This is a genomic window from Sphingobacterium sp. UBA6317 (assembly GCF_002440385.1).
Lineage (GTDB): Bacteria > Bacteroidota > Bacteroidia > Sphingobacteriales > Sphingobacteriaceae > Sphingobacterium > Sphingobacterium multivorum.
Genome location: NZ_DJTD01000025.1, coordinates 25,002 through 40,863, shown reverse-complemented (window position 1 = coordinate 40,863; position 15,862 = coordinate 25,002). Strand labels below are relative to the sequence as shown.

Sequence of the window (15,862 nt, the reverse complement as noted above, 5' to 3'; positions counted from 1 at the left end):
ATTTTAAACTTTAAAATCGTTAAAGATGTACAACGCAGATGAACAATTCGAAAAATTAGGTTTGACATTACCGCCAGCGCCGGCACCAAAAGGTGTTTATAAACCATATGTCATTGATGGTAAGTACCTGTATCTTTCCGGTCATGGTCCTGTACAAGATGATGCCACATTGATTATAGGTCGAATTGGAAGTGATATCAGCCCCGAAGAAGGTAAACTTGCCGCGCGTCAGGTCGGTTTGACCATGCTGTCGACCATTAAAACCAACTTGGGTTCCTTGAACAAAATCAAACGTGTAATCAAAGTATTGGGTATGGTCAACTGTACCTCGGATTTTCTTTATCACCCCGGTGTGATTAACGGTTGTAGTGAACTATTTGCTGCAGTTTGGGGAGAAGAGAATGGTATTGGAACACGTAGCGCAGTAGGATTCGGTTCTTTGCCCGATAATATTCCAGTGGAAATCGAAGCATTATTTGAGTTATATTAAACCGAATAGTATGGAAACTTGGTGTCACATACAAAATGTCGATCAAGTCGATTCGCCGGCCTTGCTGGTCTACCCTGATCGCATTGTCAAGAACATAGACCGCGCTTTACACATTGTGCATGGGCGGGCGGACCGATTGCGGCCGCATATCAAAACGAACAAGTGCCGTGAAGTATGCCAGCTGATGATGGATAGGGGGATTACAAAGTTTAAGTGTGCAACCATTGCAGAAGCAGAACTATTGGGGGTTATCGGTGCAAAAGATGTTTTGTTGGCGTACCAGCCCGTAGGGCCAAAGATAGATCGTTTCTTGAATCTGGTGAGCGCCTTTCCCCAAACACATTTTGCCTGTCTTGTGGATCATGTTGATGCAGCAGAGGAAATTTCAGCGCGGAGTCTGTCGAAAGGTTTGCGAAGCGCTGTTTATTTGGATGTTAATATTGGGATGGGACGTACAGGGATAGCTTTAGACGGGATTGAGCGTCTCGTTATGGATATCAATCTCCTGAATGGTATTCAGTTGGTCGGTGTGCATGGCTACGATGGTCATATTCATGATAAGGATTATCAGCTTCGCGAAAAACAATGCCAACAGGCATACGGTATACTTGAAACGGCCTACCTGATGGCGCAGACATCCACCTCTAAACCATTGACTAAAGTGATTGGCGGTTCACCGAGTTTCCCTTTTCATGCCGAACGCAGCGATGTAGAATGCAGCCCAGGAACCTTTGTGTTTTGGGATTTTGGCTATGCCGAAAATTATGCAGAACAAGATTTTATGCTTGCCGCGGTACTTCTAACACGTGTCGTTTCTATTGTTGATCACAAACACCTGTGCTTGGACCTAGGGTATAAATCCGTTGCATGCGAATCGCCGCAGCCTCGCGTCAAGTTTTTCGATCCACGTATAGGTGAAATAAAAATGCAGAGTGAAGAACATCTGGTTGTTGAGGTGACAGATAGTGCGCAGTTCCACTTAGGGGATGCGGTGTATGCTGTACCACGCCATATCTGCCCTACCGTAGCCTGTTATGGCGAACTTCAAGTAGTCCATGAACGGCATGCAGATCAAACGTGGACTGTTTATGCACGAAATAAAAAGATAAATTATTGATATGTACGAATTTGAAATGCCATTTTTGGTCGATGCACATTTGGATTTGAGTATGAATGCCATGGAATGGAATCGGGATCTTCGATTGCCAATTACGGAACTCAACCGCAGGGAAAAGGGGATGGATGACAAGCCCGATCGGGCTAAGGCAACAGTCACTTTTGACGAATTGCGTCGTGGTCATATTGGTTTGGTTGTTGCCACACAAATCGCTCGATTCGTAAAACCCGAAAGCTCTTTACCAGGCTGGTACTCCCTGGAACAGGCTTGGGCGCAGACGCAGGGGCAGCTTGCGTGGTATAAGGCAATGGAAGCCGATGGGCAAATGAAAATGATTTGTACAAAAGCTGATCTGGATCAACATATAGCACTTTGGTCGAATGGCAGCGATCATGTAGATAAGCCAATCGGATATCTGCTGAGTCTGGAAGGTGCCGATTCAATTGTAGATATCAGTTATCTTGAAACAGCTTATAATTATGGTTTGAGAGCTGTCGGACCAGCGCATTACGGACCGGGGCGATATGCCAACGGAACCGACTCATCGGGCAAGCTTAATGAACAGGGCGTCCTATTGTTGCGGGAAATGGAGCGATTGGGGATGATATTAGACGCAACACACCTCAATGATGATGCGTTTTGGGACGCTGTTGGACGTTATAACGGTGCCATTTGGGCAAGCCATAATAATTGTCGCAAGTTTGTCGACCATAATAGGCAGTTCAGTGACGAAATGATCAAGACTCTTGTTGCGAAAAAAGCAGTGATCGGCGTAGCGCTCGATGCTTGGATGATGGTACCGAATTGGGTCCGCGGTGTATCCGACCCTAAAACAAGCAATTGCTCCATGGAAATCATGGCCAACAATATTGATCATATTTGTCAATTGGCAGGAAATGTTGATCATGTCGGCGTAGGGAGCGATTTAGATGGAGCATTTGGCCGAGAGCAGTGTCCTTATGATCTGGAAACTATTGCTGATATCCAAAAAGTATTTGGTATCCTGTCAAAAAGAGGGTATGATAAGACCGATCTTGAAAAGATTGCTAGCAAGAACTGGCTTAATTTTATGCGAAATGCATTGCCCGAATCAAAACAAACACCTCCAACACAACTGAATAGATGAAACCAGTATTACGCGTGCAATTGTCCCTGATGATGTTTTTAGAGTATTTTATCAAAGGGGCCTGGTTTGTCACTTTGGGAACATACTTGATTAAATCGCTCAATGCCTCAGGAATGGAGGTAGCGAATATTTTTGCGACACAATCCCTTGGTGCTGTATTTGCTCCTTTTTTTGTGGGTTTTGTCGCCGACAGATACTTTAATGCCGAGCGGGTGCTTTCAGCTTTGCATCTCATTGGAGCTGGACTACTTTACGGGATGTCTCAAGCACCTGATGCAACACATTTTTATCCCTATGTGTTTGTTTACTTTATGGCTTACATGTCTTCGTTATCCTTGTCCAATGGAATAGCATTCCGGCATATAGAAGATGCGAAGAAGTATTTTCCGGGGATACGTGTTTGGGGAACGATCGGTTGGATCTGTTCGGGACTTGTCATCAGTTATTTGTTCCGTTGGGATGCGCCCGAATCGATACAGGCAGGTGCTCTGCACAACACCTTTATTATGGGGGCGGTCTGCTCGTTGTTACTGGCATTCTTTAGTCTGGCTCTCCCAAAAACTCCGCCGCAGGTGAAACTCAGGGATGAAAAATTTGATTTTGGCAAGGCGATCGGTTTGGATGCACTGAAGCTTTTAAAACAGCGGAGCTTTCTGATTTTTTTTGTGACAGCAATTGTCATCTGTATACCTATTTCGTTCTATTATCAAAATGCCAATCCATTTTTGGTCAACTCCGGAATACCGAATCCCACAGCAAAAATGGCATTGGGGCAATTTTCCGAAGCCATCTGCCTGTTGTTGATTCCATTTTTCTTTAGACGCCTGGGGTATAAAAAGATGATTTTATTGGGGATTGCAGCCTGGGCACTCCGTTATTTGTTTTTTGCATACGGCGACGGACAGGAACGTTCATTCTTATTGCTATTCGGAATATTATTACATGGCATCTGCTATGATTTTATGTTTGTAGTCGGCCAGATTTATACTGATAGAATTGCCGGCGAAAAATACAAAGCTTCTGCACAGGGGCTTATTACCATCGCGATGTATGGTGTAGGGATGTTAATCGGATTTTGGGTTGCCGGTGCAGTTTCAGATTATCTAAAAACAGCTTATGCTGCTCAATTTTGGGAATATCTTTGGTTTATTCCTGCAGGTATTTCTGGTTTTTGTCTTGTGTTATTTGCCGTATTTTTTAAAGAGGAGAAAGCGCTGCCGGATGTGAAAGCTCGTTAAAGATGCCTTTGGTCAATTAAAAACAGGGATTTCAGAAAAAATTAAAACATGGAGCATCTTTGATGGGGAGGTGCTCCATGTTATTTATAGGCCTATTATAGCATATTAAACCATTCCTGGTATTTTTCACCGATGAAAGGGAGTGGCTTTTGCTCTCCGGCAAATGCAGACATTAATCCCAATATAAGAGCAATGAGTAGGAGCAATCCAACAATACTAAGGACAATTCCGCCAATACCTGGAACAAAACGTAACAGCCCCAAGGCCATTCCTGTCACGGAGATACCTATACTTTGTCGGATATGGAACTGTGCTAAAGCAGTCTTTTCCTTGTTGTTCATAATGATGGCTGCAACAAGGCCGATGATGGTTAAGTAAGAAATAATAGCAATTGTTTTTCCGTCGTTTGACGTAGCCTTTTGAATAGGGGTTCTCTCCATGATCCTTTAATGTAAAATGTTTGACTTAAATATTTAAGACAAATTTAGGAGAGATATCCCTTGGATCCTTTAGCTGAATTCAGGGATATTTTATTTATCCTTCCACACTTTCCAGTAATTGCTTTTCATGGAGTTCAAAATATTCACCTCTTTTATCCATCAATTCAGCATGTGTACCCTGTTCTACAATTTCCCCTTGATCCATCACCAATATATGGTCTGCATTCTTGATTGTCGAGATGCGATGGGCAATAAAAATACAGGTCTTACCTTTCATGATGCGGCTTAGCGAACGGAGAATGGTTTCTTCCGTTTTTGTATCCACGGCTGAAAGACAGTCATCAAAAATCAATACTTTGGGTTCCTTAATTAAAGCGCGTGCGATGGATACCCGTTGCTTTTGCCCCCCGGAGAGGGTAATCCCACGTTCTCCAACAGCGGTTTCAAATCCATCTTCAAAAGCGATAATATTGTCGTATACAGCGGCATCTTTGGCAGCCTGTTCCACTTGTTCCTGTGTAAAGTGGTCTAAACCAAAGCCTATATTATTGGCAATGGTATCCGAAAATAGGAAAACATCTTGTGGGACAAATCCGACCTGTTGGCGTAAGCTTTTGAAATCAAGGTTTTTAATTTCAAGACCATCATAATGAATACTTCCTTTGTCGATATCATACATCCGAAGGAGTAAGTTGGCCAGCGTAGATTTTCCAGATCCTGTTTTTCCGATAATAGCAAGTGTTTTGCCGATCGGGATTTGGAACGATATATTTTTTATCGCCTGAATGCCGGTTTCCGGATAAGTAAACGAGATCCCATTAACCTTGATTTCGCCCTCCAGTTCCTTGGCAGCTGTGCCGTTAACGATAGGAGATTCGGTTTGAAGGAATTCGTTAATCCGTTTTTGTGACGCGGCAGCACGTTGCACCAATGACGTGACCCAAGCCAAAGACATGGCAGGGAAAGTCAACTGGTTGACATAGATGATAAACTCGGCGATATTTCCGGCAGTTACTGTTCCTTTGGCAACTTCGATTCCACCAATATAAATGGTAATGACTGTACTGAGTCCAATAAGCAATAGAATAAGCGGGAAGAAAACAGCCTGTACTTTGACGAGATCAAGAGCCGTGTTCCGATAAATGGTACTTTCCTTCTCAAATTCCTGCATTTTATTTTGTTCTCTGGTGTAGGTTTTGATGACGCGGATGCCAGCAAAAGTCTCCTGGACGAAAGAAGAAAGGTTCGCCAGTTGTTTCTGTATTTTTAAGCTACGCTTGTTAATGATTTTATTAACAAATAAAATAATAACCGATAGGACAGGGATTGGCGCCAATGCATAAGTGGCCAATCTTCCGTTGACGCTATACATCGCATAGATGACCATGATCGATAAAACTACGGTATTGATCGCATACATGATGGCAGGTCCTAGGTAGTTACGTACCTGATTGACGTCTTCAGTCGCGCGGCTCATGAGATCTCCGGTATTGTTTTTCCGAAAGAAACCAAAGTTTAGATCCTGGTAATGATTATAGATCTCATTTTTGAGGTCGTATTCAATATAACGCGAGGTTAAAATGATCGTCTGACGCATAAAGAATAAAAATATGCCCCGCAGCAGTGAAAGTAGGAGCACGACGAAACCAAAAAATAGGAGGCTGGTGCCAAATACCTGGTAGATGAGTTCCTGTCTGTCGAAACCATCAAATAGACGGTATAGATAGATGTTTTCCTGAACCAAATCAAATGCTTCGCGAATTACCTTTGCAGGCAATACCCCAAAATAGTTGGATATGATAACGAAAATTACCCCTGGAATCAGTTTCCAGCGGTATTTATAAAAGTACTTATTTAAGTAGGCGAGATCCTTCATATTACGAATACAAAAGTAGGACTAATTCATCAAAATGCTTTACGATTTGAGCGAATTTACTGTCATTCGGAAATCAAATGTTAAGTCTTGGATAAAAAAAGTTGTTATGCACAACGAATAATTTTCCTACTTTTGCATCAAGTACCTTAAAAAATTAAAACAAATTAGAGTAGTACATTTTATGTCAACATCTCAAAATTCTATTTTTGAATTGATGAGCCAGTCTGGCCATCAAAACTTATTTTTCTGTAATGATGAATTAGTGGGCTTGAAAGCTATCGTTGCGATCCATGATACAACCTTGGGGCCTGCGATAGGAGGAGTTCGTATGTTACCATACGAAAGTACAGAAGAAGCTATTGAGGATGCTTTACGTTTATCCAAGGCCATTACGTACAAATCTGCCATCACTGGATTGAATTTAGGCGGGGGAAGTGCTGTTATTATTGGTAATAGCCGTTTGGACAAATCTGAGGTTTTATTGCGCCGTTTGGGCCAGTTTATTGAAGGATTGAATGGTAATTTCATTGCTTCACTAGACGTTGGTACGACACAACGTGATTTAGAACATATTTATACCGAGACTGACCACGTTGCTGGTCTACCAAAGGCTATTCATGGTAGCGGTGTCGGTGATCCTTCCATTTTTGCTGCACAAGGTGTTTATTTTGGTATAAAAGCCTGTTTAAAGGAATTATACGGATCGGAAAATGTTGCTGGTAAAAAAGTTATTGTACATGGAGTAGGTGGTGTTGGTGAACGTTTGATCGCGATGTTACGTGAAGAGAATGCACGTGTATATGTCAGCGATATTACGGAAGAAAAAATGCTGAAAGTGGCGGCTAAGTACAAAGCTGAGCCAATACCTTACAATGAAGTATTCGATCACGAATTTGATGTATATTCTCCTTGTGCGTTAGGTGGTACGGTAAATCCGGAATCCGCACAGAAAATGCAATGCAAAATTATTGCTGGTTCTGCCAATAATCAATTGAAAGATGAACTTGTTACAAGTTCTATTCTGCATGAAAGAGGTATATTATACGCGCCTGACTATTTGATCAACGCTGGTGCATTAATCGGCTGCTATTCAGAAATTCAAAATTACGGCGTAGATCACACTGAATTTGTGATCAAAAATATTTATAATGCGACTAGAGACGTATTGAAAAAATCAAAAGAAGAGAATATTTCTACTTTTGAAGCGGCTAATCGCATTGCGGAGAAGCGTATCCAAGATATTAAAAAAATCAAGCGGTAGTCTTCATCCCAAAATCGTTCTTACTTATTATTTTATAAAAAAATCGTTCTTTAAATTACTATGTTAAACAGGAGACACCTGAGGGTAAAAGTAGTGCAAACGCTTTATGCGTACAGTCTTTCAGAAGATAAAGACATCAAAACATTTGAAAAAGCACTATTAAAAAATGTGGATGAAGTCTATGAGATGTATATGTGGACACTGAATCTATTAGATGAAGTATCTGATTATGTCTTAATAGATGCAGAGGGTAGAGCTAATAAGTTTTTACCAACTGAAAAAGACTTGTCTTTAACGACCAAGTTAAGTACTAACACTTTTATTGAGTCATTGAGACAAAATCCACAATATGGAGAAGGTGTCAAAAAGTATAAAATTTCTTGGAGTTTCGATCCGGAGATCGTTCGTACGGTATTTTTGCAATTAAAGGATTCCGAGGCTTATTTGGAGTACTTGCAACAAGAGGATCGTTCGATCGGTACGGAAAAGGATATCATCAAGCATATCTTTAAAAAGATTATCTTGAAATCACCGGTTATTGAGCAGGTTTTTGAGGAGAAATTCATCAACTGGCCTGTCGATAAAGAAGTATTGCAAGCGTTGATTGCGAAGACTTTTAAGAACTTTAGTTCAGAAGATCCACGTAAAAATAAACTGGCAGAGATTACGCAAAACTGGAATGATGATAGCGACTATGTCATTGCATTGCTAGGTAAAACTATTCGCAATACAAATGAATATCAAAAGCTTATCTCGGAGAAAACGAAGAACTGGGAGTCAGACCGTATTGCGTTAATGGATACTTTATTGATGCGTATGGCCATATGTGAGTTGGTTAATTTTCCATCTATTCCTGTGAAAGTGACAATAAATGAGTATATTGAAATTTCTAAGGTATTCAGTACATTGAAAAGTAATACATTTATCAATGGTATCTTGGATAAAATATTAAACGATCTGAATCAACAAGGAAGAATCCAGAAGGCAGGTCGTGGTTTAAGAGATTAAAACCAAACGCATAAATAATTTATACGAATGAAAAACTTTGGCAAATATTCGGTTTTAGCTTTGTCGGCAGTACTTTTATTTTCTTGCGGAAATGCACAAAAAGGAAAAGATGAAGGAAGCAAGACAGCGACTGAAACAGCAGCTGCGGATAGCCTTTCCAAGGCGGCAGCACAATTGGGAAAAGTAGAATTTGAAGAGTCTGCATTTGACTTCGGTCAGGTAAAGGAAGGCGCACAGGTAAAGCATACCTTTGTGCTGAAAAATTCGGGTGATGCACCTGTTATTATCTCGAAAGTGACTGCTTCATGTGGTTGTACACAACCTGAGTTTTCGAAAAGCCCTATTTTGCCAGGTGGAAAATCTGAGATCCATGTAACTTTCAATAGTGAGGGACAAGTTGGTAAACAGCAGAAGATCATTACGATTCAATCGAATGCTTCCAATGGCTTAACAACAGTGCAGCTAAAGGGCGAAGTATTAGCAAAATAACACATTATTAAACGATATAATAGAAGATGAACACAGTATTATTACAAGCAGCGGGTGGCAACATGATGAGTTTTTTACCAATGGTTTTGATTATCGTGGTATTTTATTTCTTCATGATCAGACCGCAGATGAAGAAGCAAAAAGATCACAAGAAATATATTGAAGAACTTGGTGTAAATTCAAAGGTGGTAACTACAGCTGGTATTCACGGACGCATTGTAGAAGTATCAGACACGACTTTCTTAGTTGATGTAGGTTCAGGTGTAAAAATCCGTTTTGACAAATCAGCCATTGCTTTAGATGCTTCTAAAGCTGCTAACAACACGGAGAAGAGCGCTTCTTAAGCTTTTTTGGGAAAGAAATGAAAGCCAGTTTTCGTGGAAAACTGGCTTTTTTTATGTACCGGTCAAATCTTTATCTTACCTAAGTGCATACTGTCTGTATTACCTCCGCCATAGCTCTCTACAAAAAAGATATACACTTCATAGGTCACTTGCTTTTTATGTTTCGGTATATCAATGTTTTGTCTGCCCGTTATTAAGCTATTTTTCGCCTCATTCGTCAAAAATGGATATTCAGCCCCATTATACGTTGCATTATACAGGAATAAGAACGAATCATAAGTTCCCATGTCAAATTTCTTCTCCAGATAGGGGTCGTATTCCCAGGTAACCAGAAACACCTGGTTTTCTTGATCGAAATCCATCGTGTAGGAAGTGATGGGATTGGGACTTCCTTTGGCAATCATAAATTTTTGCCAGTCCACCACAAAACCGTTCTCTTCCTGAATAAGCGCATGGTTTAAATTATAAGACATTGCGACATCATAGGCCCGTTTCGGATAACTGTATGCCTTGTAGCCTATATTGATGATCGGGTTTAACATGCTTATATGCGACCTCATAGTTTTGAAGCGTGTTCTACTCAGCAGCTGTTCAGGTGTGGGCTCTCGTTTTTTAACGCGAGGGAGAGAGCGTACATAATTTCCTGTTTTAGTCGACACAAATACAACAGAGCCTGCTTTCCCGGAAACAGTCCCATTAACGCCATTTTTGATGATTGCCATAATGTATTGATTAGCTTATAGATAATTAAGATAAGCATTAAAAAGGAAACATGCTAATACCAGGTAATCCCTAAACACAATTTTTAGTCTATGTTTAGACAGTAATCAGTCATTGTTTATTCAGTCTGCACTGAACAATCACTGAACAATCACTGAACGATCACTGAACAATCACTGTAAAAAGTGATAAGTTGGTTACCAACGGATATTCTTTTGTTGCAGCTAAAAAATTAAATGAGACAATAGGGAAGGGACTACACTCTGTAACAAAAAAGTGTGTCGCAAGAAGTATTTATTAGACGCTCTTTTCCTGCTGACACCAAGCTGTCAATCGAGCTTCTAATTTTGTAAAAAAGAATGCTATGGAAAATCTTAAACCGTTTGACGGGCTACATTGTGAAACCACCGCAACAGGTACTTTATTGAAGCATATTGGCATTGAACTTTCTGAACCGATGCTTTTTGGATTAGGGGAGGGACTTAGTTTTATCTATTGGAAAATGAAAACCATGGACTTTCCATTTTTGGGCGGACGAATAAAAACGGATCTCCTGACGCAGCATATCTGCAAAAATCTCGGTCTCGAACTCAATGTTCATGAAACCTCTTCAAAAGTAAAAGCCTGGCAGGCTGTACGACAGCTCTTGGATGAGGGGCAACCTGTGGGATTAAAACTCGATGCCTATTACCTGGAATATTTTACTAAGCCATTTCATTTTGCGGGACATTATGTCGCTATATATGGCTATGACGATGAGCACGCCTATTTGGTGGATACGAGGCAGCAAGGCGGTAGTGTGAAGACGTCGCTTGCGAGTTTAGCTATAGCGCGGGCAGAGAAAAGGCCTATGTCGTCCAAAAATTTGTATTATACCATAGCAGGTAATATGGAGAACGTTGACCTGAAAGAAGTGCTGATTGCCGCAATGGTCAATAATGCAAAGCAATATCTTGCACCACCTATCAACAATATTTCATATAAAGGAATTTTGAAGACCAGTGAAGAAGTGTTGAATTGGTTCAAGACAAGTCAAGCTATTGAAAGCGAGTTTAAGATGGCTGCAAGTCTAATGGAAAAAGCGGGCACTGGGGGTGCTTTGTTTCGAAATCTGTATCGCGACTTTATCAAGGAAAGTTACGATCTCCTCGGAATAGAACAACTCGCGGTGGTTCATCATGAGTTTGTACAGATTGCATTATTGTGGACATCCCTGTCGGAATTGTTTAGTCAAATTGCTGAGACGGCCAGTTTCGATGCTGTCCAACAGGCATCAGCAATTTTCAAAACCCTTGCCACAAAAGAGAAAAATGCAATGGAAATATTGGCGTCTTTGTGATGAAATGCAGATAAGAACGCTAATTTTTGCGCAAATTGATTAAGTTTGTGTCATGGCGAATGCAGTTCGAATAAATAAGACCCAACGGCGTAAGATTAATGTCTTCGTGCGTTGTGTTGGAATTTCGTTGTTAGCTTGGTTATTGTTTTCGATTTCCAATCAATATACTGTGTCCGTTAAGGCAGCAATTGAATATGTCAATCTTCCCGAGAAACGCGCATTTCACCCACAGCAATCCGATACGGTAAAGGTGAAATTGGAGATGACGGGATGGCAATTCCTATTTTCCAAAGCTGCTTTGGAAACCCCAAAGGTGCAGGTTGACCTAAGCTCTTTAAAAACCAAAGATTGGATTGTTTTTTCCAATCAATTGGGCTTTATCAACCGGCAGTTTCCACATGAACAACGGGTAGTCTCGGTCAGCCCAGATACCTTGTTTTTCGATTTTTCCAAACAGACGCAGCGCAAAGTGCCCGTCAAACCTTTATCCAATATTGGCTTTAAGCGTGGGTATGGTTTTATTGCTGATACCAAGATTACCCCGGCTTATGTGACGATTACAGGGCCCTATGAGGATGTTTCGGCGATTGAGTATTGGGAGACCGATACCGTTCGCGGGAAGGAAGTGGAGACCGATGTTCGAACCGTGGCAAACCTGGCACGTAACCAAAAAGCGAATATCAATGTTTATCCGACTTCGGTCGAGGTTCTGATGCCTGTAGGGGAGTTAACCGAGAAAGTGATTGAATTACCCGTGAAGGTTGAAAATGGCCAGCGCTATAGTTCTGTTAGGCTTAATCCAAGCAAAGTGGTCGTCACCGTACTGATGTCCGTTAAGGATTATAATAACTATACATCGCGAGATTTTGAAGCTGTGGTAGATCTGGCTGACTGGGAGAAAAACGGGGTGCAATATTTGCCTGTTTTGCTGACCAAAGTACCTGACTTTTGTAAGGTAATCAGCGTTGTACCTCAAAACGTGGACTTTTTTGTACGTAAATAACACTATTTTCATGAAGATTGGAATAACAGGCGGAATTGGATCCGGTAAAACATTTATCTGTCAGCTTTTTAAAGCCATGGCTGTACCTGTTTATAATGCAGATGATGAGGCGAAGGAATTGATGAATACCGATTTACGGATCAAAGAACGCTTGATTGCGGAGTTCGGCAAAGAGACCTATAAGGATGGGAAATTAGATCGGGCTTTTTTGGCCGAACAGATATTCAGCGACAAGGCGAAGCTCGAACTTGTAAATGGCATTGTACACCCCATCGTTATCCAGGCGGCCAAAGACTGGGCCGAACAACAAAAATCCCGTTATTCACTCAAGGAGGCTGCTTTGCTTTTTGAAAGTGGCTCTTACAAGGATCTTGATTATACTATCCTGGTTACTGCGCCTTTACACATACGTGTTAAACGTGTTATGGAGCGTGATGGCGTCACTGAAGAACAGGTCATGGAGCGAATAAATAAGCAACTAACTGATGAAGAAAAATTAAAACTGGCAGACTTCGTCATCATTAATGATGGAACCACTCCGCTATTGCCGCAAGTGTGGACTTTACATCAAAAATTTCTAAAATAAAACTATGTCGATCATATTAGCTGACTTCTTGGTCAGAAAACCAGAAGGTTATTATTGCCGTTATGGTGATTTTTTTATTGATGCGAGCAATCCCGTCATGCACAATGTCGTATCTCATGCCCATGGCGATCATGCCAGTTCGGGACACGATTATGTGTATACAACGCAGGCAACTTCATTGTTTATGACTTATCGCTATAAACAAAACCGCAAAGATTCATATCAGGTTAAATTGTTCAATAGTCCGTTTAAAATGGGTGCGGTCGAAATCACATTTTTACCAGCAGGTCACATATTGGGTTCGGCACAAATTCTGATGGAATACCGGGGAGTGCGCTACCTATACACGGGCGATTACAAATTGCAAGCTGATGAGACTTGCGAGCCGATCGAAGTGCAGCAAGCCGATGTCCTTATTACAGAAAGCACATTTGCAAATCCGGATATTATACACCCAGATCCTGCGGAGGAGATAAAAAAACTCGACGGACATGCCAGCAATATCTTATTAGGTACTTATGTGTTGGGCAAGGCGCAGCGGATTACTGATTTGATCAACAGATACTGTCCGGAGCGAAAAGTGCTTGTGCATAGTGGAATATTGCCCTACCATCGCCTTTACGACCAACACGGGCTGAAGAAATTAGACTATGAGCCCTACAACAGAAAAGAAATGAAACAGGGCGAACAGAATAAAGTTTATTTGGTACCGCCGATGACTTTTAACAGTTATTTTAGGGCGACCAAAGTATTACGTGCATTTGCTTCAGGCTGGAAACGTTTACAGGCACAGAATGATATCGAATTGTATATTTCAGATCATGTGGACTGGAATGACATTCTTCACTACATTAAGATGGTAAATCCCCAGGAAGTTTGGACACTACACGGTGACGGGACCATTTTAAAAAGTTTTTTTAACGAAAAATTGATCGTGCGTGATGTGCTTTCTGCATAAGCAGGCTGTGTCGAAAAATCTTCAATCGGGAACGTAAATTTCTATTTCATATTGACAACTTTGTCAACAATATAAACCGTGTTTCCACGCCAGGGAAGAACGCCATGATATTCTTTGTAGCGCAGATCGAAGTACTTTCCACTATTGAGCTCCAATTGACGGAATATAGAATCATCTTCAATAGAAAATTCAAATTGGTTGCTGGCGATACCACCCGTTTTGATACTTCCAAACCCCTCCTGGATGAGCTTACCTTCGTATGTCTTGAAAATATTACCCTTTTTTACAGCATAATTAAGATAACCAGATTTTACGCCTTCACCGAATACATAGTAATACTTCCAGTAAACGTAGGATCCACCCCCCACAAGTAGAAAAAGGATCAGCAGAAGTAAGAACTTCTTAAATCCGGATTTTTTCGGTTTTTGTTCAGGCATATTTTCCATAATGTGCTATTTTTAAGTCTTTTTACTGTGATTTATGAGACTATCAGGACTGGATGCTTTTTCGCCTAACCTATAGTTTCACCTAAAGATAAAAAATTAACGGCATAATAACGAATGGTTTAGATGTAGCCTAGAAAGTTGCCGAGCGTGATTGGAGTAAGAGGCTCCCGAGCCTACCGTTTGCGGGCTTTGCTGTAGTTGCTAATTCTATTAGTTATTTTTTGGTTTTCTTAGTCTGTAATGCTAATTTTTGTAAATTTGGATCATGGATCCCGAACAGGTACATCGCAAGATTATTCATTTGGATATGGATGCCTTTTATGCATCTGTAGATCAGCGTGATTTTCCCGAATATCGGGGGAAAGCGATTGCAGTAGGTGGTTCTCCGGATGGGAGAGGAGTAGTTGCGACGGCCAGTTACGAAGCACGAAAATTTGGCGTCAAATCTGCGATGAGCTCCCGAAAGGCTCTTCAGTTGTGCCCCCATATTATCTTTACCTATCCTCGTTTTGACGTGTATCGTCAGGTTTCATATCAAATCCGGGAGATCTTTCTCCGTTATACGGACTTAATTGAACCGCTTTCCCTCGATGAAGCTTTTTTGGATGTTACTGTAGACAAGCAGGGCATTGGTTCGGCTATTGATATCGCCAAAGCCATTAAAGAAGCAATCAAAGAAGAACTGAATCTGACCGTCTCGGCCGGCGTTTCCGTGAATAAATTTGTTGCGAAGATTGCTTCGGATATGGACAAACCCGACGGCTTAACATTTATAGGTCCTTCTAAAATTGTCAAGTTTATGGAGTCATTGCCCGTGGACAAGTTTTTTGGCGTAGGTAAGGTGACAGCAAAAAAAATGCATGAACTGGGACTGTTTACTGGGCTTGATTTAAAAAAACAGCGTGAAGAGGATCTCGTACGTTGGTTTGGAAAGACGGGGCATTTTTTTTACCGTATCGTACGCGGGATAGACGACCGTCCTGTTGTTCCCAATCGTAGCAGCAAATCGGTCGGGATTGAGGATACTTTTGGTGAGGATGTAGAAGTTTTTGAAGAATTAAATACCATTTTGCAACGGCTCTGCAAACAGTTGTGGACACGTATTGGGAAAAAGGAAATATCTGGGCGAACCTTAACCTTAAAAATTAAATATGCCGATTTTGTTCAGTTGACACGAAGTATAACCTTAGAAAATAGTTTTGATTCGGAAGACAAAATTTACGCCACCGCCCATAGTTTGTTGAGCAAGGTTGAGCTGGTGAACAAAGTGAGGTTGTTGGGTGTTTCGATATCAAATTTTGTGGAAGAAGCTGATTTTCCAAAGGAAGGCATACAGCTTGCACTTTTCGAGCAACATCCTTAGTAAGGAATCATCCGGTTTAATCGAGCCCTTGCTAAATCATATGGTACGCGATATGTGA

The 15,862-nt window shown here is 41.1% G+C and carries 17 protein-coding genes; 13 read left to right on the top strand and 4 right to left on the bottom strand.

Annotated features, from left to right (window positions below):
* The first annotated feature begins 25 nt into the window (after positions 1–25).
* From B3E92_RS07350 to B3E92_RS07335, 4 genes are read left to right on the top strand one after another with little or no spacing between them, the layout of a single operon-like run.
* Positions 26–490: a RidA family protein gene (locus tag B3E92_RS07350; protein ID WP_046674510.1), complete on the top strand. Its 465-nt coding sequence runs from the start codon at positions 26–28 to the stop codon at positions 488–490.
* Between the two features lie 10 nt (positions 491–500).
* Complete coding sequence (locus B3E92_RS07345) at positions 501–1,607, top strand: D-TA family PLP-dependent enzyme (protein WP_286753794.1); 1,107 nt, start codon at positions 501–503, stop codon at positions 1,605–1,607.
* Position 1,608: 1 nt separating this feature from the next.
* Complete coding sequence (locus tag B3E92_RS07340; protein WP_286895981.1) at positions 1,609–2,733, top strand: dipeptidase; 1,125 nt, start codon at positions 1,609–1,611, stop codon at positions 2,731–2,733.
* On the top strand, positions 2,730–3,971 hold the full coding sequence (locus B3E92_RS07335; protein WP_286895978.1) for an MFS transporter: 1,242 nt from the start codon (positions 2,730–2,732) through the stop codon (positions 3,969–3,971). Before B3E92_RS07340 ends, B3E92_RS07335 begins: the two co-directional genes overlap by 4 nt.
* A 95-nt stretch (positions 3,972–4,066) precedes the next feature.
* Here B3E92_RS07335 and B3E92_RS07330 read toward each other — a convergent pair whose 3' ends face one another.
* Positions 4,067–4,411: a hypothetical protein gene (locus B3E92_RS07330; protein WP_286895976.1), complete on the bottom strand. Its 345-nt coding sequence runs from the start codon at positions 4,409–4,411 to the stop codon at positions 4,067–4,069.
* 94 nt (positions 4,412–4,505) lie between these two features.
* On the bottom strand, positions 4,506–6,287 hold the full coding sequence (locus tag B3E92_RS07325; protein ID WP_286753797.1) for an ABC transporter ATP-binding protein: 1,782 nt from the start codon (positions 6,285–6,287) through the stop codon (positions 4,506–4,508).
* A 181-nt stretch (positions 6,288–6,468) separates the two neighbouring features.
* On the opposite strand from B3E92_RS07325, the gene B3E92_RS07320 reads away from it, so the two are divergent.
* Genes B3E92_RS07320 through yajC form a run of 4 tightly spaced genes read left to right on the top strand, consistent with a single transcriptional unit; the run spans position 6,469 to position 9,389 of the window.
* Positions 6,469–7,548: a Glu/Leu/Phe/Val family dehydrogenase gene (locus tag B3E92_RS07320; RefSeq protein ID WP_046674513.1), complete on the top strand. Its 1,080-nt coding sequence runs from the start codon at positions 6,469–6,471 to the stop codon at positions 7,546–7,548.
* A 60-nt stretch (positions 7,549–7,608) separates the two neighbouring features.
* Complete coding sequence (gene nusB / locus B3E92_RS07315; protein WP_070565546.1) at positions 7,609–8,556, top strand: transcription antitermination factor NusB; 948 nt, start codon at positions 7,609–7,611, stop codon at positions 8,554–8,556.
* Between the two features lie 27 nt (positions 8,557–8,583).
* A complete protein-coding gene (locus B3E92_RS07310; RefSeq protein WP_070565544.1) occupies positions 8,584–9,045 on the top strand; it encodes a DUF1573 domain-containing protein in 462 nt (153 codons plus the stop codon).
* 26 nt (positions 9,046–9,071) lie between these two features.
* Complete coding sequence (yajC, locus tag B3E92_RS07305) at positions 9,072–9,389, top strand: preprotein translocase subunit YajC (RefSeq protein ID WP_070565542.1); 318 nt, start codon at positions 9,072–9,074, stop codon at positions 9,387–9,389.
* Positions 9,390–9,451: 62 nt separating this feature from the next.
* Here yajC and B3E92_RS07300 read toward each other — a convergent pair whose 3' ends face one another.
* Positions 9,452–10,111, bottom strand: coding sequence for a DUF6266 family protein (locus tag B3E92_RS07300; protein WP_070565540.1), 660 nt, complete (start codon positions 10,109–10,111; stop codon positions 9,452–9,454).
* A gap of 362 nt (positions 10,112–10,473) precedes the next feature.
* Here B3E92_RS07300 and B3E92_RS07295 point away from each other — a divergent pair, with 362 nt between their 5' ends.
* Genes B3E92_RS07295 through B3E92_RS07280 form a run of 4 tightly spaced genes read left to right on the top strand, consistent with a single transcriptional unit; the run spans position 10,474 to position 13,995 of the window.
* The gene (locus B3E92_RS07295; protein WP_070565538.1) at positions 10,474–11,448 is read left to right on the top strand and encodes a BtrH N-terminal domain-containing protein; all 975 of its coding nucleotides are present in this window, start codon (positions 10,474–10,476) and stop codon (positions 11,446–11,448) included.
* Positions 11,449–11,500: 52 nt separating this feature from the next.
* Positions 11,501–12,451, top strand: a complete 951-nt coding sequence (locus B3E92_RS07290; protein WP_046674519.1) for a hypothetical protein — start codon at positions 11,501–11,503, stop codon at positions 12,449–12,451.
* A 10-nt stretch (positions 12,452–12,461) separates the two neighbouring features.
* Positions 12,462–13,037, top strand: coding sequence for a dephospho-CoA kinase (gene coaE / locus B3E92_RS07285; protein WP_197084052.1), 576 nt, complete (start codon positions 12,462–12,464; stop codon positions 13,035–13,037).
* 4 nt (positions 13,038–13,041) lie between these two features.
* Positions 13,042–13,995 (top strand): exonuclease, encoded by a 954-nt coding sequence (locus tag B3E92_RS07280; protein WP_084823202.1) that lies wholly within the window; start codon positions 13,042–13,044, stop codon positions 13,993–13,995.
* 41 nt (positions 13,996–14,036) lie between these two features.
* Here the strand turns inward: B3E92_RS07280 and B3E92_RS07275 are convergent, their stop codons facing one another.
* Complete coding sequence (locus B3E92_RS07275) at positions 14,037–14,441, bottom strand: hypothetical protein (RefSeq protein WP_197084053.1); 405 nt, start codon at positions 14,439–14,441, stop codon at positions 14,037–14,039.
* 265 nt (positions 14,442–14,706) lie between these two features.
* Between B3E92_RS07275 and dinB the strand changes: the two genes are divergently transcribed.
* Positions 14,707–15,804, top strand: a complete 1,098-nt coding sequence (gene dinB / locus B3E92_RS07270; RefSeq protein ID WP_286895974.1) for a DNA polymerase IV — start codon at positions 14,707–14,709, stop codon at positions 15,802–15,804.
* Positions 15,805–15,862: the final 58 nt, after the last annotated feature.